General features: G+C 64.0%; 15 protein-coding genes. 5 read left to right on the forward strand and 10 right to left on the reverse strand.

The window, feature by feature from the left end:
• Positions 1 to 226 precede the first annotated feature (226 nt).
• The 5 genes from tkt (at position 227) to pgl (ending at position 7,010) form a co-directional block, all read left to right on the forward strand.
• Positions 227 to 2,317: a transketolase gene (tkt, locus tag KRX12_RS08400; RefSeq protein ID WP_218366335.1), complete on the forward strand. Its 2,091-nt coding sequence runs from the start codon at positions 227 to 229 to the stop codon at positions 2,315 to 2,317.
• A gap of 114 nt (positions 2,318 to 2,431) precedes the next feature.
• Positions 2,432 to 3,508, forward strand: a complete 1,077-nt coding sequence (gene tal / locus KRX12_RS08405; protein ID WP_218366336.1) for a transaldolase — start codon at positions 2,432 to 2,434, stop codon at positions 3,506 to 3,508.
• A gap of 192 nt (positions 3,509 to 3,700) precedes the next feature.
• On the forward strand, positions 3,701 to 5,233 hold the full coding sequence (zwf, locus tag KRX12_RS08410) for a glucose-6-phosphate dehydrogenase (protein ID WP_218366337.1): 1,533 nt from the start codon (positions 3,701 to 3,703) through the stop codon (positions 5,231 to 5,233).
• A 72-nt stretch (positions 5,234 to 5,305) separates the two neighbouring features.
• Positions 5,306 to 6,277, forward strand: coding sequence for a glucose-6-phosphate dehydrogenase assembly protein OpcA (locus tag KRX12_RS08415; RefSeq protein ID WP_218366338.1), 972 nt, complete (start codon positions 5,306 to 5,308; stop codon positions 6,275 to 6,277).
• Between the two features lie 28 nt (positions 6,278 to 6,305).
• Complete coding sequence (gene pgl, locus KRX12_RS08420; RefSeq protein WP_218366339.1) at positions 6,306 to 7,010, forward strand: 6-phosphogluconolactonase; 705 nt, start codon at positions 6,306 to 6,308, stop codon at positions 7,008 to 7,010.
• Between the two features lie 137 nt (positions 7,011 to 7,147).
• Here pgl and secG read toward each other — a convergent pair whose 3' ends face one another.
• The 10 genes from secG to ribH all read right to left on the reverse strand — a co-directional run bounded on the left by secG (position 7,148) and on the right by ribH (position 17,703).
• Positions 7,148 to 7,384: a preprotein translocase subunit SecG gene (secG, locus tag KRX12_RS08425; protein ID WP_018019764.1), complete on the reverse strand. Its 237-nt coding sequence runs from the start codon at positions 7,382 to 7,384 to the stop codon at positions 7,148 to 7,150.
• Between the two features lie 135 nt (positions 7,385 to 7,519).
• Positions 7,520 to 8,305 (reverse strand): triose-phosphate isomerase, encoded by a 786-nt coding sequence (tpiA, locus tag KRX12_RS08430; protein ID WP_218366340.1) that lies wholly within the window; start codon positions 8,303 to 8,305, stop codon positions 7,520 to 7,522.
• Positions 8,306 to 8,424: 119 nt separating this feature from the next.
• Positions 8,425 to 9,636: a phosphoglycerate kinase gene (gene pgk / locus KRX12_RS08435; protein WP_151548619.1), complete on the reverse strand. Its 1,212-nt coding sequence runs from the start codon at positions 9,634 to 9,636 to the stop codon at positions 8,425 to 8,427.
• A gap of 242 nt (positions 9,637 to 9,878) precedes the next feature.
• The gene (gene gap / locus KRX12_RS08440) at positions 9,879 to 10,886 is read right to left on the reverse strand and encodes a type I glyceraldehyde-3-phosphate dehydrogenase (RefSeq protein WP_151528728.1); all 1,008 of its coding nucleotides are present in this window, start codon (positions 10,884 to 10,886) and stop codon (positions 9,879 to 9,881) included.
• Between the two features lie 481 nt (positions 10,887 to 11,367).
• Entirely contained in the window at positions 11,368 to 12,354 is a 987-nt protein-coding gene (gene whiA / locus KRX12_RS08445) for a DNA-binding protein WhiA (protein WP_218363294.1), read from the reverse strand.
• 34 nt (positions 12,355 to 12,388) lie between these two features.
• Positions 12,389 to 13,360: a uridine diphosphate-N-acetylglucosamine-binding protein YvcK gene (yvcK, locus tag KRX12_RS08450; RefSeq protein WP_218366341.1), complete on the reverse strand. Its 972-nt coding sequence runs from the start codon at positions 13,358 to 13,360 to the stop codon at positions 12,389 to 12,391.
• Between the two features lie 63 nt (positions 13,361 to 13,423).
• Positions 13,424 to 14,290 (reverse strand): RNase adapter RapZ, encoded by an 867-nt coding sequence (rapZ, locus tag KRX12_RS08455; RefSeq protein ID WP_192796099.1) that lies wholly within the window; start codon positions 14,288 to 14,290, stop codon positions 13,424 to 13,426.
• Positions 14,291 to 14,460: 170 nt separating this feature from the next.
• The gene (gene uvrC / locus KRX12_RS08460) at positions 14,461 to 16,515 is read right to left on the reverse strand and encodes an excinuclease ABC subunit UvrC (protein ID WP_218363296.1); all 2,055 of its coding nucleotides are present in this window, start codon (positions 16,513 to 16,515) and stop codon (positions 14,461 to 14,463) included.
• A gap of 73 nt (positions 16,516 to 16,588) precedes the next feature.
• Complete coding sequence (locus KRX12_RS08465) at positions 16,589 to 17,095, reverse strand: PH domain-containing protein (protein WP_151528723.1); 507 nt, start codon at positions 17,093 to 17,095, stop codon at positions 16,589 to 16,591.
• Between the two features lie 137 nt (positions 17,096 to 17,232).
• The gene (gene ribH, locus KRX12_RS08470) at positions 17,233 to 17,703 is read right to left on the reverse strand and encodes a 6,7-dimethyl-8-ribityllumazine synthase (protein ID WP_218363297.1); all 471 of its coding nucleotides are present in this window, start codon (positions 17,701 to 17,703) and stop codon (positions 17,233 to 17,235) included.
• Positions 17,704 to 17,707: the final 4 nt, after the last annotated feature.

Raw genomic sequence — 17,707 nt, forward strand, 5'->3', positions numbered from 1 at the left:
CACCGTGTGGGAGGGAGGAATCGGCCTCATCCGTGGGGTGTGAGAAACACCGCTACCGCGTGTGGGTGCGAGGGCGCCGCACCCACTACACTGGTGAACGATTGTGCGTGGCCCCGTCGCGCACTGCCGCGGCCACCGCCCCTGCCCCACCCCAACGCGGGTGGGTCTCACAGTTTCGGTGGACGCGACCATACGACCAGCACTGATAAGAAGGATGATTGAAGCAGTGGCCCTTTCCCCTGAGCTGAAGGAATTCACCGCCCGGAACTACCCGGAGACGTGGACTGAGTTGGACACTCGCGCCGTGGATACCGCGCGCGTCCTCGCCGCCGACGCCGTCCAGAACTGCGGCTCCGGCCACCCCGGTACCGCCATGAGCCTGGCCCCGCTGGCTTATACCCTCTACCACCGCGTCATGAACGTCGCGCCGCACGATCCCACGTGGGCCGGACGTGACCGCTTCGTGCTGTCCTGCGGCCACTCCTCGCTGACCCAGTACATCCAGCTCTATCTCGCAGGCTTCGGCCTCGAGCTGGACGATCTCAAGGCGCTGCGCACTTGGGGATCGCTGACTCCGGGACACCCCGAGTACGGCCACACCGACGGTGTGGAAATCACCACCGGCCCGCTGGGCCAAGGCCTCGCTTCCTCTGTGGGCATGGCTATGGCCGCCCGCCGTGAGCGTGGTCTCTTCGACCCCGAGGCCGCCCCCGGCGAGTCCCCCTTCGATCACTTCATCTACGTCATCGCCTCCGACGGCGATGTGCAGGAGGGCGTGACCGCCGAGGCGTGCTCCCTGGCCGGCACCCAACAGCTGGGTAACCTCATCGTGTTCTGGGACGATAACGGCATCTCCATCGAGGATGACACCACCATCGCCTTCACTGAGGACGTCGCCAAGCGCTATGAGGCCTATGGCTGGCAGGTGCTCGAGGTCACCGGCGAAGACGTGACCGCCATCGAAGATGCGATCGCCCAGGCCAAGGCTGAGACCTCGCGCCCCACCTTCATTCGTATGCGCTCGGTGATCGCCTACCCCGCCCCGAACGCCATGAACACTGGCGCCTCCCACGGCGCTGCCCTCGGCGAGGAGGAAGTGGCCGCCATTAAGCGCGAGCTCGACTTCGACCCCGAGGCACACTTCGCCGTCGACGACGCCGTGATCGCCCACACCCGCGAAGCCGTGGAGCGCGGCAAGGAGAAGGTGGCGGCCTGGACCGAGAAGTTCGATGCTTGGTCCGAGGCCAATCCGGAAAACCGCGCCCTCTTCGATCGACTCAAGGCCTACACGCTGCCCGAGGGCTATGCCGATGAGCTGCCCACCTGGGATGCCGATGCCAAGGGCGTGGCCACCCGCAAGGCCTCCGAGGCCGTGCTGCAGGCCCTGGGCGCCACCCTGCCCGAGCTCTGGGGCGGCTCCGCCGACCTGGCTGGTTCCAATAACACCGTGATCAAGGGCGCCGACTCCTTCGGCCCGACGGAGATCACCACCGATACGTGGTCCACCAGCCCCTATGGCCGCAACCTGCACTTCGGTATCCGTGAGCACGCTATGGGCTCGATCATGAACGGTATCGCCCTGCACGGCGGCACCCGCCCCTATGGCGGAACCTTCCTCATCTTCTCCGACTACATGCGTCCGGCTGTGCGCCTGGCCGCCCTCATGGGCACCGACGCCTTCTACGTGTGGACCCACGATTCGATCGGCTTGGGCGAGGACGGCCCCACCCACCAGCCGGTGGAGCAGCTGGCCTCGCTGCGTGCCATCCCGAATATGTCCATGCTGCGCCCCGCGGATGCGAATGAGACCGCCGCGGCGTGGAAGGCGGCACTGGAGTACCGCAAGGGACCGAAGGGCTTGGCACTGACCCGCCAGAACATCCCCGTGCTGGAAGGCACGAAGGACAAGGCTATCGAGGGCGTCGCCCGCGGCGGCTATGTGCTGGTGCAGGAATCCGCTGAGACCCCCGATGTGATCCTCATGGCTACCGGCTCCGAGGTGCACCTGGCTGTCGAGGCCGCCCAGCGTCTGGAAGCCGAGGGCACCGCCACCCGCGTGGTCTCCATGCCCTGCATGGATTGGTTCGCCGAGCAGGACCAGGACTATATCGACGAGGTGCTGCCGCCCGCAGTGAGCGCCCGCGTGTCCGTGGAAGCCGGTGTGGCTATGCCGTGGTACCAGTGGCTGGGCAGCCAGGGCGAGGCCGTGTCTCTGGAGCACTTCGGTGCCTCTGCCCCCTATGAGAAGCTTTTCGAGGAGTTCGGTATCACCACCGACGCCGTGGTGGCCGCCGCCACGAAGAGCCTCTCCCGCTAAGCACTTCTTCACCATCCTCTGCCCATCGCCATAGCCACAAGCGGTCCGCCGCGACCGGGGTTATGGTGGTGGGCATCCATTACCCCACTAGCTCTCAAGGAGAGTGTGCAGTTTATGAGCACTATCGATGACATCTATGAGCTCGGAACCTCCACATGGCTCGATGATCTCTCGCGCGATCGCCTCGACTCCGGCAACCTCGCCGAGATGATCGCCTCCACGTCCATTAAGGGAGTCACCACCAACCCGGCGATCTTTGCCAAGGCCATGACCACCGGCAACGCCTATGATGCGCAGCTGAAGGAGCTCGCCAGCTCCCGCCTGGGCGCGGATGAGGCCGTCTACGCCATGGCGATCGACGATGTGCGTCGCGCCTGCGACGCCTTCGCCGAGGTCTATGAGCAGACCAAGGGCGTCGATGGACGGGTCTCCATCGAGGTTGATCCCCGCATCTCTGCTGAGCGGGAGGCCACGCTGGTGCAGGCCCGCAACCTGTGGCAGCGGGTGGACCGTCCGAACCTGATGATCAAGATCCCCGCCACCGAAGAGTCTCTGCCGGCGATCAGCGATGCGCTGGCCGAGGGCATCAGCGTCAACGTCACCCTTATTTTCTCCGTGGCCCGCTACCGGGAGGTTGTTGCCGCCTATATCGAGGGCATTCAGCGCGCCGCCGAGAACGGCCACGATGTCTCCACTATTCACTCGGTGGCTTCCTTCTTCGTCTCCCGCCTCGACACCGAGGTGGACGCCCGACTGGAAAAGATCGGCTCCGAGGAAGCCCTGGCACTGCGCGGCAAGGCGGGCGTGGCCAATGCTCGCCGCGCCTATGACGTCTTCCAAGAGCTTTTCGACGCCGCCGATCTGCCTGCCGGCGCCCATGTGCAGCGCCCGTTGTGGGCCTCGACCGGGGTGAAGAACCCGGACTACCCCGCGGATCTGTATGTCACCGAGCTGGTGGGCCCGCACACGGTGAACACCATGCCCGAGGCGACGATCGACGCAACCCTCGCCGCCAGCGCCAAGGGCGAGACCCTCACCGGCCACTCCGCCGAGTCGGACGAGCTGTTCAGCCAGCTCGATAAGCTCGGCGTGGACTTCGAGGATGTCTTTGACACCCTCGAGCGCGAGGGCGTGGAGAAGTTCGTTGACAGCTGGAATGACCTGCTGGAAAAGATCGACGCCCGCATCTAGCGGCCGAACCTGCACCGCCTAGGGGAATATCTCCCCTCTAGGCGGTGTTTCCGGCTGTATGGCCCTGCAGCCTAGAATGAAGCGGCTCGCTTTCGTACCCCGAGGAGGCGGCGTCGTCAATGCTGCAGCGTGCGCGCTAGATTTGGGGTAGTGAGAACGCAGGAACGATCCACACATCAGAAGAGGACTGACATGGACTATCAGCCGCCGTCGAACCCCTTGCGGGACCCGCACGATAAGCGCCTACCGCGTATCGCCGGCCCCTCCGGCATGGTGATTTTTGGCGTCACGGGCGATCTGGCGCGCAAGAAGCTGCTGCCAGCGGTATATGATCTCGCCCATCGTGGGCTGCTGCCGGCTGGTTTTAGCTTGGTGGGTTATGGACGTCGCGAGTGGGATAAACAGGACTTCGAGGACTATGTGCGCACCGCCGTGAAGGAAGGCGCCCGCACCTCTTTCCGCGAAAACGTGTGGGAGCGGCTCGCCGAGGGCATGGAGTTTGTCACCGGCAACCTCGACGTGGACGAGGACTTCGATCGGCTGCGCGACACGCTCGACTCCATTGATTCTTCTCGGGGCACCGCCGGTAACTGGGCCTTTTATCTCTCGGTTCCGCCGGCATTCTTTACCGATGTGTGCCATCAGCTGGATCGATCCGGTCTCGCCGAGGACGAGGGCGAATCGTGGCGCCGCGTGATTATTGAAAAGCCCTTCGGCCACGATCTGGAGTCGGCTAAGGAACTCAATGAGATCGTGAACTCGGTTTTTCCCGAGAATGCCGTTTTTCGTATCGATCACTATCTCGGCAAAGAGACGGTGCAAAACATTATGGCGCTGCGCTTTGCCAATCAGCTTTTCGAGCCCTTCTGGAATGCGCAGTTTATTGATCACGTGCAGATCACCATGGCCGAGGACATCGGCCTCGGTGGGCGCGCCGGCTATTACGACGGTATTGGCGCTGCCCGGGATGTGATCCAAAACCACCTGCTGCAATTGCTGGCGCTGGTAGCGATGGATGAGCCACGCACCATCTCCCCCAATGAGCTCCAGTCGGAAAAGGTGAAGGTGCTGCGGGCAACAAAGCCGGTCTATCCACTCGGCAAGACCACCGCCCGCGGGCAGTACACCGCCGGCTGGCAGGGCTCGAAAAAGGTCATTGGGCTGCGCGATGAGGACGGCTTTGATCCCGATTCCAATACCGAAACCTTCGCCGCCTGCACCCTCGAGATCGAAAATCGTCGCTGGGCAGGGGTGCCCTTCTACCTGCGCACGGGCAAAAGGCTTGGCCGTCGGGTCACCGAGATCGCCGTGGTATTGAAGAATGTGCCCCATAATCCCTTCGGGGATTCCACCATGGGCACCCTGGGCCCGAATGCCGTGGTGATTCGCGTGCAGCCGGACGAGGGCGTGCTCATGCGCTTTGGCTCCAAGGTGCCCGGCTCCACCATGGAGGTCCGCGACGTGAACATGGACTTCTCCTATCGCGAAGCCTTCACTGAGGAATCGCCCGAGGCCTATGAGCGCCTCATCCTCGATGCGCTTCTCGACGAAGCCAGCCTCTTTCCCACCAATGAAGAGGTGGAGTTGAGCTGGAGGATCCTTGATCCCATCCTGGAGTTTTGGGCGCAGCGCGGCCAGCCCGATGACTATCGCGCCGGCACGTGGGGCCCAGAATCCGCCGACACTATGATGGAACGCGACGGACGCCATTGGCGTCGCCCCTAATGCGACCACCGCGAGCTATGATGGCCCGCCCTTTATCGTCCGCTGCCCCAACGAAGGAAAGACAAGTCTCCCGTGATCTTTTCTCTGCCCTCCACAACGTCTAGGGATATCTCTAAGGCGCTTGTTAGCATCCGCGACACCGGCTCCCAGGTGATGACCGGTCGCGTACTCACTCTCATCATTGTGGCCTCCACCGAGGACAACACCACAGAACTCATCGAATTGGCTACCGACGCCACCCGTGAGCACCCCGCCCGCGTGCTCATGGTGCTACCCGACCACACCGAGGGCGAGGACAATCTCAACGCGGAAATCCGCATTGGCGGCGACGCCGGCGCCTCCGAGATCGTGGTCATGCGAGTGCGCGGCGAATTGGCCTCGCATATCGATTCCTTGGTCACTCCCCTGCTGCTGCCGGACACCCCGATCGTGGCTTGGTGGCCCTCTCGGGCGCCGGAGATTCCGGCGGAGGATCCCATCGGCAAGATCGCCCAGCGGCGCATCACCGATTCCTTCTTCGATCCCCGCGAGGACGCCATCTACGTTCGCCGCAGCAACTATGCCCCCGGCGATTCCGACCTGGCGTGGTCGCGCCTGACCACCTGGCGCGGTGTGGTGGCCTCGGCACTGGATCGGCCGCCGCATCACGAGATCGTGGGTGTGGAGATCACCGGTCCGCAGGAGTCCCCCTCCGTCGAGCTCGCCGGCGGCTGGCTGGCCGATCGTCTGGGGCTCACTGTGGCGCGCCACTCTGTGGCCTTTGCCCGCCTCGCCTCGCCGGTGTTCACGCTCGTATTGCACCGCAAGGATGCCGAGCCGTTGGTGGTCGAGGCCGTGGATCGTCGTACTATGCGTGTCTCCGTACCCGGCTCCACCGATGCCTTGGTGGCGGCGTCGCGGCGCAGTATCGCGGATTGTCTCGCCGAGGAGCTGCGTCACCTCGACCCGGATCGCGCCTACGGCCAAGCGCTACGCGGGATCTCGCGGGTCCACCCCGCCGATGAACCGGCGGGCGCCGCGGCGAGCGTAACCACCACGGACTAACCCCTACCTTTCGCAAGGAGCACGCACTATGGATTCTATTGTGGCCATCCGTGAATTCGATACCAAAGAGGCCGTGTGCACGGGCGCGGCTCGCGATATCTCCGATATCATCGCCGAGGCCATCGCAGAACGCGGCGAGGCGCATGTGGTACTGACCGGCGGCTCGGTGGGTATTGGCACCCTCGCGGCCTTGCGTGAGTGTCGCGTGGACTGGCAGAAGGTGCACGTGTATTTCGGCGATGAGCGTGCCGTTCCGGTCGATGATCCGGAGTCCAATGAAGGCCAGGCCCGCGCCGCACTCTTGGATCATGTGGACATCCCCGCTGCGCATATTCACGGTTATGGCTTGGGCGAGAAGAGCCTCGAGGCTGCTGCCCGTGACTACGCAGCTGTGCTGCCGGAGCTCATTGATCTCCACCTCTTGGGCATGGGCCATGAGGGGCACATCAATTCCCTCTTCCCGCATGCCGCTGCGACTCTCGCCAGCGAGAGCACGGTGATGGCTGTGCAAGATTCCCCGAAGCCGCCCGCCGAGCGCGCCACCCTCACTCTGCCGCGGGTACAGTCCTGCCGCTATGTGTGGCTCTTGGTCTCTGGGGAGGAAAAGGCCGAGGCGGTTTCCCATGTGGTCCACGGCGGCGATCCCGTCGAGTGGCCGGCCTGCGGGGCGCGCGGCACGGTGGAAACAGCCCTATATGTCTCTAGTGATGCGCTGAGCCAGAGCGAGGTATAGCGACCAGGCCACGGCTCTAGCCCTTAGCCGCCCGAACTCCGCGGGCTACACCGGAACAGCACAAATGCCGCGTCACCGATCACAGGTGGCGCGGCATTCTTTCTCCCGCACAGCATGTGCGTGCGGGATATCTCTAGCTAGGAGGCGTAGGCCTGCAGCAGGTTCAGACCGACAATGCAGCCGATCCACACCAGGGCGGTGAGGATGGTGAGCCGGTCGAGGTTCTTTTCAACGACGGTCGAACCGGAAAGATTCGACTGCATGCCGCCACCGAAAAGGCTGGACAGTCCGCCACCCTTGCCCTTGTGCAAAAGAATGAACAGGGTCATCAGAAGTGCGGAAACAACCAGCACAATTTGGAGTGCGAGAACCATGTGTCTCCTCTGGATTAGGCAGTTAAGACGTGGGCGGCAGACGCCGGTGGCGCACCGCCCGATGAACGATCCCTAAGCATACACCAACGCCGCCTACGGCTGGTAGACGGCGCGAGGTGTGTGCCGCGTGGGATTTTAGGACACGGCCTGAGCGGCGTTAGCGGCCAGCTTGGCGAACTCTTCGCCGTCCAAGGAGGCGCCACCGACGAGGCCGCCGTCCACATCGGTCTGGGAGACGATCTCGGCGATGGAGTCCACCTTCACGGAACCACCGTAGAGAATGCGCATACCGGCGGCGATGTCCTCATCGGCGAGCTCGGCGACGGCGGAGCGAATGGCGGCGCAGACTTCCTGGGCGTCGGCCGGGGAGGCCACCTTGCCGGTGCCGATGGCCCAGACGGGCTCATAGGCGATGACGGTCTTGGAGAGCTCCTCCTTGTCCAGACCGGCCAGGGAGGCCTTGGTCTGCTCGACCACGAAGGAGACGTGCTCGCCGGACTCGCGGACCTCGAGCTGCTCGCCGACGCACACGATGGGGCTGATGCCGTTCTTCAGAGCGGCCTTCGCCTTGGCAGCGACGATCTCGTCGGTCTCGTGGTGGTACTCGCGACGCTCGGAGTGGCCCACTACGGCCCAGGAGCAGCCCAGCTTGGCAAGCATGCTGCCAGAGACCTCGCCGGTGTAGGCGCCGGAGTCGTGCTGGGAGACGTCCTGGGCGCCGTAGCTGATCTGCAGCTTGTCGCCCTCGATGAGGGTCTGCACGCTACGCAGGTCGGTGAAGGGAACGGTGAGGGCGACGTCGACGGTCTCGTAGTACTCCTTCGGCAGGGCGAAGGCGAGCTTCTGTACGACGGCGGTGGCCTCGAGGTGGTTGATGTTCATCTTCCAGTTGCCGGCGATAAGCGGGGTGCGGGTAGCCATAAAGTGTTCGTTGTCCTCTCAAAAGGTGGTGGATTGCGGGGGAATGCCCCCTGCCGCCTCAGGCCGGTGCACAGCACAGTCGTGCGGCCCAGACCTGAGGCGGGTGATAGTGGTGGGTTTTAGGCGAGCACAGCCACGCCGGGCAGTTCCTTGCCCTCGAGGAATTCGAGGGAGGCGCCGCCGCCGGTGGAGATGTGGGAGAAGCCGTCCTCGTCCAGGCCGAGCACGCGGACGGAGGCTGCGGAGTCGCCGCCGCCGACAACGGTGAAGCTGTCGTTGTTTTGGGTGGCGTTGATGATGGCCTGGGCCACACCCTTGGTGCCGGCGGAGAAGGCCTCGAACTCGAACACGCCCATGGGGCCGTTCCAGAACACGGTCTTGGAGGACTCAATCACCTCGGCGAAGTGCTTGACGCTCTCCGGTCCGATGTCCAGGCTCATCCAGCCTTCGGGGATGGAGTCGAGATCCACAACCTTGCTCTCGGCATCCTTGTTGAACTCGGAGGCGGCAATGAGGTCGACGGGCAGCACGATCTTATCGCCGTACTTCTCGAGCAGCTCCTTGCAGGTGTCGATCATTTCTTCCTGGAGCAGGGACTGCTGGACGTTGTGGCCCTGTGCGGCGAGGAAGGTGTAGCACATGCCGCCACCGATGATCAGCTTGTCCGCCTTGGAGGACAGTGCCTCGATCACGCCGAGCTTATCGGAGACCTTGGAACCACCGAGCACCACCATGTACGGGTGGGCGGGATCCTCGGCAACGCCCTGGAGCACGGATACTTCCTTCTCCACCAGGGAGCCGGCGTAGTGCGGCAGACGCTTGGCCACATCATAAACGGAGGTCTGGGCGCGGTGGACCACGCCGAAACCATCGGAGACGAACGCGCCATCCGGGACCAGTGCCACGAGCTGGTCGGCGAACTCGCCGCGCTCGGCCTCGTCCTTGGAGGTCTCGCGCGGGTCGAAACGCACGTTCTCCAGCAGCAGCACATCGCCCTCGTTCAGGCCATTAGCGCGCTCGTGGGCATCCTCGCCCACGACATCGCCGGCCAGAGCCACGTACTGGCCCAGTTCCTCGCTCAGGGCCTCGGCGACGGGCTTGAGAGAGAACTTCGGGTTGACCTCACCCTTGGGACGGCCGAGGTGGGCCATCACGACGACCTTCGCGCCGGCCTCGGTGAGAGCCTTGAGGGTGGGCAGGGAGGCCTTGATGCGGCCCGGATCGGTGATCTCCTGGTTCTCGTTCAGCGGCACGTTAAAGTCCGAGCGAACGAGGACGTAGCGGCCGTCCACGCCGTCATTGATCAAATCCTGAATGTTCTTCAAAGCCATCTCGGCTGAGCTCCTTAAAAATGTGTCAACACAGTGTGTTTCATGAGGCGGCACTCCCCCAGCGCGCAGCTCAAGGGCGGTGCCGTGGATATTCACTTATTCGCTAGTCAAGCCTAGTGAAACCAAACGCGGCCCGTCGGTGGTGTGCCGCGAGGCACACCCCGGGGCCGCGAGGTAGGGTCTACGCCGAGCCGCATCTCACGACGGGGACGCAGCGGAGGGCGTAGAGAGAGCCGAGGCTCTTAGAGGCGCTCACCAACGTACTCGGTCAGGGAGACGAGCTGGTTGGAGTAGCCCCACTCGTTGTCGTACCAGGAGACAACCTTGACCTGGTCGCCGATGACCTTGGTCAGACCGGAGTCGAAGATGGAGGCGTGAGCGTCGGTAACGATGTCGGTGGACACCAGCGGCTCATCGTCGGAGTAAGCCAGGATGCCCTTGAGCTCGCCCTCGGCAGCTTCCTTCATGGCAGCGTTGACGGCCTCGACGGAGACCTCGCTCTTAGCGGTGAAGGTGAGGTCGGTGGCGGAGCCGGTGATCACGGGCACGCGCAGTGCGTAGCCGTCCAGCTTGCCCTTGAGCTCCGGAAGAACCAGGGCCACAGCCTTGGCAGCACCGGTGGAGGTGGGGACGATGTTCTGAGCGGCAGCGCGGGCGCGACGCAGGTCCTTGTGGGGAGCGTCGTGCAGGCGCTGGTCACCGGTGTAGGCGTGCACGGTGGTCATGAGGCCGCGCTCGATACCGAACTTCTCGTCCAGCACCTTTGCCATCGGGGCGAGGCAGTTGGTGGTGCAAGAAGCGTTGGAGATGACGTGGTGGTTCTCCGGGTCGTAGTCGGTGTGGTTCACACCCACGACGAAGGTGGCATCCTCGTTCTTCGCCGGAGCGGAGATGATGACCTTCTTGGCGCCAGCCTCGATGTGAGCCTTGGCAGCGTTAGCGTCGGTGAAGAAACCGGTGGACTCGATAACGATGTCCACGCCGAGCTCGCCCCACTTCAGGTTCTTCGGGTCGCGCTCTGCGGTCACAACCATGCGGTGGCCATCAACGGTGATGGACTCATCGTCGTAGGAGACCTCCTTGCCCAGACGGCCAAGGATGGAGTCATACTTCAGCAGAGTGGAGAGAGTCTTATTGTCGGTGAGGTCGTTGAAAGCGACGACCTCGATGTCGGCGCCGCGCGACTGAATAGCGCGGAAGAAGTTACGGCCAATGCGGCCGAAGCCATTGATACCAACACGAATGGTCACGAAAGATCTCCTTGAAGATTGGGGATGTTGTCTCCGAATGAAGCCACCCACAGGGGCTAGTCCCCTACTCACTGGGGCGGTTGTGGTTTCCCACACTCACCTTGGCAGCGGGCCGGTTGGCTCATCCGGTGTCGCTTACTTACTCTACCGACGTAGCAAGGTTTATGCAGTGGCGGATCCCCACTTTTTTCGCTTATCGACGCCCATTCATGCCCGCATCCGCTCCCGAAAACCAATAAAACAAAAAGGTTTCTCTGCCCGTTTATGCGATTGCCCCGCCCCGACGCCCGATTTCCCACCGCATGCGCCTCTCATCACCCCCGAATGTGAAAATCCTCCCGCGCGGCGGGGGCGATTGCTACGCCTGCCTCCACCTTCGCGAGAGGATAGTGGGATTACTCACAGTTACTGTGGCGGTGGATGGATGGCACGGGCACAGCGCCCCAACAGTCACAGCAACACCACCCGCCACAGGAGGGCGCTAGATATCCTCGAGGTTCTCTTCGACCACGGCCTCGCTGGTCGGCGGCACCCCGATCTCGGCGGCTTTTTTATCGGCCATCGTCAGCAGCCGGCGGATACGCCCGGCCACCGCGTCCTTAGTCATGGGCGGATCGGCCAGACGCCCGAGTTCCTCGAGGGATTCCTGGCGATGCTTGATGCGTAGTGTGCCGGCTTCGACGAGATGCTCGGGCACATCGTCGCCGAGGATCTCCATGGCCCGCTCCACCTTGGCGGCCGCAGCCACCGCTGCCCGCACCGAGCGGCGGAGGTTGGCATCGTCGAAGTTGGCGAGCCGGTTGGCCGAGGCTTGGTCTTCGCGCTTGATACGCTCTTCATCCCACTGCAGTCGTGTCAGATGGGCGCCGAGACGGGCAAGCAACACCCCGATATCGGTGCCATCTTTGACCACTACCTTCACTACCCCGCGGGTTTCTTTGGCCTTGGCGTTAACGTTCAGCCGGCGTGCCCCACCCACCAGCGCGGAGGCCGCCAGGGTGCAGGGCGCGGCGATCTCAAGCGCGGTCGAGCGGGCGGGATCCGCCAGCTGCCCGGAGGCGAGGAACGCACCCCGCAGCGCCGCTTCGATCTCCACGACTGTGCCGGAGACGATATGCGGCGGCAGCCCCACCACGAGATGCCCCGAGCGGGTCACCAGCCCCAGCCGGCGAATGATATCGGTGGTGCCATCCTCGAGGTGCAGCACATAGCGGCCATCTCGCGAGGTCGAGCCAGGACCGGGGGTGGTGATGCTCGGGGTGGCGTCGAAAAGCTCGCGGAAAAAGGTCTCGGCGCGGGTGGCGATAGCCTCGGTATCTACCTCGATGTCAATGACCGGCTGGCTCTGGGCGATGCTGATCTCGCCGCCGTAGCGGATGAGAGCGGCCAGTTCCGCCGCGCGGGCCTGGGGCCGGGTACAACGGGCAACGGCGAGTTCTTCTTTGACTCGCGCGGTGAGCGAGGCCATGGTCCTCCCTGTGTTCTATGCGGTGGTGGTGCGTCTAGCGCTGGGCGTAGGCGTGCTCGAGAGCCGTGGCGAGGCGCTGCGGATCGTGGGTATCAAGGTACCTGCCGGCATCGTCGCGACCACGCACGGGGGCAAAGTCGATCTCCGCGGAGAGCTTCTGCGCGGCGCGGATGAGATAGTTTTTCTCGTTGTGAGTGAAGGGGGTATCGGCATCGATGATGATGCGATCCACCTGCAGCCGCGGCGCGTGCTGGGAGAGCATGTGAATGTGGCGCTCGATGGAAAAGCCCGCCGTTTCGCCCGGCTCGGAGGTCAGGTTGAGCACCACCACGCGTTGCGCTTTCGTCTCTGCGATGGCGTCGACGATTCCGGGCACCAGCAGGTGCGGAATCACGCTGGAAAACCACGAGCCCGGGCCTAGGGTGACGATATCGGCGCCCAGAATGGCCTCGCGGGCGTGCTCGCTGACCTGCGGGGCCTCCGGGATTACGCGCACGCGCCGCACGGTGCCGGGGGTGGTGGCCACAGCCACCTGGCCGCGCACGGGGTGCATGATGCGCGGATCATCGTCCAGCCCCGCCACGTCGGCTTCGATATCGAGGGGCTCTTCCACCATGGGCAGCACCCGCCCCGAGCAGCCCACGAGCTGCGCCACCGTGTCCAGGGCGGCCACCGGCGAGTCGAGGATCTCCCCTAGCCCTGCCAGCAGCAGGTTGCCCACGGCATGGCCGGCGAGGGCACCGTTGCCGCCGAAGCGGTGCTGCAGCAGCTCCTCCCAGAGCTGGCCGTGCTCGGTGCGGGCCGATAGCGCCGCCAGCGCCATGCGGAGATCCCCGGGCGGCACTTGGTTGAGCTCCTTGCGGATGCGTCCCGAGGAACCGCCATCATCGGCCACGGTGACCACGGCGTTGACGGAGTCAGTGGCCAATAGCCGGGCAGCACGAAGGGTCTGGAAGAGGCCGTGGCCCCCACCAAGGCTGGTAATCACAGCAGGTTGGGAAGACATAGTTGGTGTATAACTCGTTTCTGCAACGACGAGAGACGTATAAGGACAGCGGGCGAGCCGCCGTTAGTTGCGGCTGAAGTGACGGTGCGCGACCGAGACATCCACATCGCTGAAGTTATTCCGGATGCGGCGCGCCAATTCCTCGGCCACTGCCACGCTGCGGTGGTGCCCGCCGGTACAGCCCACTGCCACCGAGATGAAGTTCTTTCCCTCGCGGCGGTAGCCGGTGGTCATCGGGGTGAGCATGGCCAAAAAGGCGGTGATGAACTCCTCGGCACCGGGCTGGGAGAGCACATAGTCGGACACCGCCTGGTCGGTGCCGCGGAAGGGCCGCAGCTCCGGCACCCAATAGGGATTGGGCAAAAAGCGCACATCCAGCACGATGTCGGCATCCGCGGGAGCGCCGTGCTTGAAGCCGAAGGATTGCACGGTCACGTGCTGGCGGCGGCGTTCCAAGGTGGCGAAGCTCGATTCGATGGAGCGACGCAGATCGTGCACGGACATCTCGGAGGTGTCAATGACCACATCGGCCTGTTCCTTCACCGCCGAGAGCATCTCGCGTTCGCGTTCGATGCCGGTTTGTAGCGTGCCGGAGCCCTGCAAGGGGTGGGTGCGGCGCACCGAGTCGAAGCGGCGGATGAGCACATCATCGCGGGATTCCATGAACAAGACGGTGGGATTATTGCCGCGCTCGTTCAGCTCCGCGATGGTTTGATCGAGGCTGCCTTTGAACTCGCGGGAGCGCACATCGGTGACCACCGCGAACTTCGACACCGGTGAGCCCTCGCGCAGGCAGAGATCCACAAACTCCAGCACCATTGCTGCCGGCAGATTCTGCGCCACGTGATAGCCCAGGTCTTCCAGCACGCGGGCCGCGGTATTCAGCCCCGCACCGGACATACCGGTGATGAGCACAGGCTTCGACTCCAGCGGCCGTTCTGCATCCTTGTGCACGGCGCTTGTCGACGCCTTCTCGCTGCGGCTCTCAGCCGCCTCGGCGGGGCGGGAATCGTCTGTCAGGTCCGGGGAGTGAGGGGCTCGATCCATGGCTTTCATTCTAGCCACAGAGCGGAGGAGGGGAAGAGGCGTCGTCACGCGCACTAAGTAGTGGAGGAATGCAGCCCGTCATAAACAGCTTGGGCAAGATTCGGCCCGAAGCCTTTGACGGCCTGAATCTCCTCCACACTGGCCTCGCGGAGCTTTTTCACCGAGCCAAAATGCTTCACCAGATCCGTCCGGCGGGCCGGTCCCAGACCCGGGATGGAATCCAGGGCGGAGTGCCGCAGCCGCTTGGAGCGCTGCTGGCGGTGGAAGGTAATGGCGAAGCGGTGGGCTTCATCGCGGATCTGCTGCAATAAGAACAGTCCTTGGGAGTTGCGCGGTAGGATCAGCGGATCCTCCTCGCCGGGCAGCCAGATCTCCTCGAGGCGCTTGGCCAATCCGATGAGAGTGACATCCACCACCCCGAGCTCATCGAAGACGGCCTGGGCAGCATTCACCTGGGGCAGACCACCATCGACGATGAATAGATGCGGCGGGTAGGCGAAGCGCTTGGCCTCGGCGGACTGCTCCTCAACCTTTTCATCGCTGAAGGTGGAGCCGTCGAATTCTTCCTCGTGCGGCACCGCGGATTTATCGGTGCTGTGGCGCATGAAGCGGCGGCGGGTGACCTCTGCGATGGAGGCGACATCGTCCGAGCGCCCCTCGCCGGCGGCCTCTTTGATTTTGTAGCGGCGATAGTCCGACTTGCGCGGGGCGCCGTCCTCGAACACCACCAAGGAGGCCACCACATCGGTGCCCTGGATGTGGGAGATATCGGTGCACTCGATGCGCAGCGGCGCCTGCTCGAGCCCGAGGGCTTCTTGGATGTCGTGTAGCGCGGCAGAGCGGGCGGTGAGATCGCCGATCCTTTTTAGCTTGTGCTGTTTCAAGGCTTCGGCGGCATTGCGGGCCACGGTATCGGCGAGGGCCCGCTTATCGCCGCGCTGCGGCACGCGGAGATCCACATTCGCCCCGCGCAGCTGGCTGAGCCAGGTCCGCAGCTGCTCGGCGTCCTCGGGCATGACTGGCACCAGCACCTCGCGGGGAATCACCGCCTGGCGCTCCGGGGTGGCCCGGGATTCCTGATCCACACCGCGGCGGTTATCGGACATATCGAGCTCGGCGTGTTCGGAGGACTCGGCGGCATCCCCATAGAACTGGGTGAGGAAGGTGCCCAGCAGCGCGGGGATGGCCGGGTCGGCGGCGTCGTTAAACTCGGTGTTGCTGGCGGTCGAGGCGTCTTTTTCCACAATCCATCCACGCTGGCCACGGATACGGCCCTGGCGGACGTGGAAGAGCTGTACTGCCGCCTCTAACTGATCGGTGGACACGGCGATGATATCGCAGTCGGTGCCATCGCCGAGCACCACGGCTTGGCGCTCCATCACTTTCTGGACGGCGGCAAGATCATCGCGCAGCCGCGCCGCCTTTTCAAAGTCCAGCTCCTCGGAGGCGGCGTACATATCGGCTTCGATGCGGCGGAGCACCTGATCTGTGCGGCCGGACATGAAGTCGATGAACCCGGCGACGATCTCCCGGTACTCCGGGATGGTCACCCGCGCCACGCACGGGGCGCAGCATTTGTCGATATAGCCGAGCAGGCAGGGGCGGCCGAGGCTTTCGTGGCGCTTGAATACCCCCGTGGAACAGGTGCGCAGGGGAAATACTCGGGTGAGCAGATCGAGGGTCTCCCGGATGGCCCAGGCGTGCGAGTAGGGGCCAAAGTAGCGGACGTTCCGGCGGCGCGGGCCGCGGTAGACGAAGGCGCGGGGATAGTCCTCCCCCATGGAGACGGCCAGGACGGGGTAGGTTTTATCGTCCCGGTATTTGACGTTGAAGCGGGGATCGAATTTCTTGATCCACGTATATTCCAGCTGCAGCGCCTCTACCTCGCTGGATACCACCGTCCATTCCACGCTGGCACCCGCGAACACCATGTGCCGGGTGCGGGGGTGCAGATTGGCCACGTCCTGGAAATAGCTGGACAGCCGCGAGCGCAGCGATTTGGCTTTGCCCACATAGATCACGCGGCCGTGCTCGTCGCGGAACTTATATACCCCCGGATCCACAGGAATGGTGCCGGGGGCGGGGCGATAGGTTGCTGGATCAGCCATGGGGTGTGGTCTGGACCTTCACGTAGCTGTGCGGGTGTGGGAGGAAAGACAGCAGCGGCGCTGCTGGGCTGGGCTAGTCCTGGGGCATATACCTGGACTCAAGCTCACGGAAATCGGTGACGGCGCGCACCACCTGTTCTCCATCGCGGGCGAAGAAGGCCCACATGGGAACAAACTCGAAGTCCGGCAGCTCCAGCCGGGCGGCGGGGCTTTTCTTGGGAAAGGACAGCCCATAAATCAGCTGCCACGGGTAGAAGCGGGTACCGATAAAGTTACGTACCTCTACCCCATCTGCGTTGGCCCGCACGCGAGGACGACGAATGCCCCAGCACAGCCACACGAAAACGAGGCCGATGCCCACGAAGGCCCACTGGTCGATCGGGGTGACGGCGGCGCCGGTATCGCCCACAGCCACCACGAAGGCCATGAAGATATGGACGGCGAGCACCACCGCCATGGATGCCCACGAAATCACGCGCAACATCCGAGACGTCACCACGAGCTCCCAAGGCTTATCGGTAGTGGTGGCCGCATCCGCCGAGACATATGTCTGAAGGTTCTCTTCGCGAGAGCTAGTCACTATCTTTCCCAACCACTTTCTGCTTTTGCGTGGCACCGGGGTGCAACCGACGCCTTCACTATCACTAGACCAAACTTACCTGCCTGCATGCTCAAGGGCTAAAAACTCCGGCAGCCGAGCGTGCCGGCCGCCGCCTCTTAGCGACGCAGCCGCGCCAGCGTTGCCGCAGTGTGCAGCGCCGCCACGGTGGCCTCTGCGCCCTTGTCCTCGACAGACTCGGCAAAGCCGGCCCGCTCGCGGGCCTGTTCTACGGTGTGGGTGGTCAGCACCCCATTACCCACTGGGGTGCGCTCGTCGAGGGCGACGCGGGTAAGTCCCTCGGTGACGGAGTCGCAGACATAGTCGAAGTGCGGGGTTCCGCCCTGGATCACGCAGCCATTGGCAACGACGGCATCGCACTGCTCAGCCAGCGCCTGGGCCACCACGGGCAGCTCGAGGGCGCCCATCACGCGGGCCTCGATCACCCTAGCGCCCAGCTCCTTGGCTTGGGCGATGGCGCGGGCGTGCAGCTGGTCGCAAATCTCCTCATTCCAGGTGGCGCTCACAATGCCCACAGTCAGGCCCTCTGCCTTGATATGTGGGGTGCTGGGGAGTCCTTCTTTGGCCATATTT

It is taken from the genome of Corynebacterium sp. TAE3-ERU2, from assembly GCF_019209955.1.
Taxonomy (GTDB): domain Bacteria; phylum Actinomycetota; class Actinomycetes; order Mycobacteriales; family Mycobacteriaceae; genus Corynebacterium; species Corynebacterium megadyptis.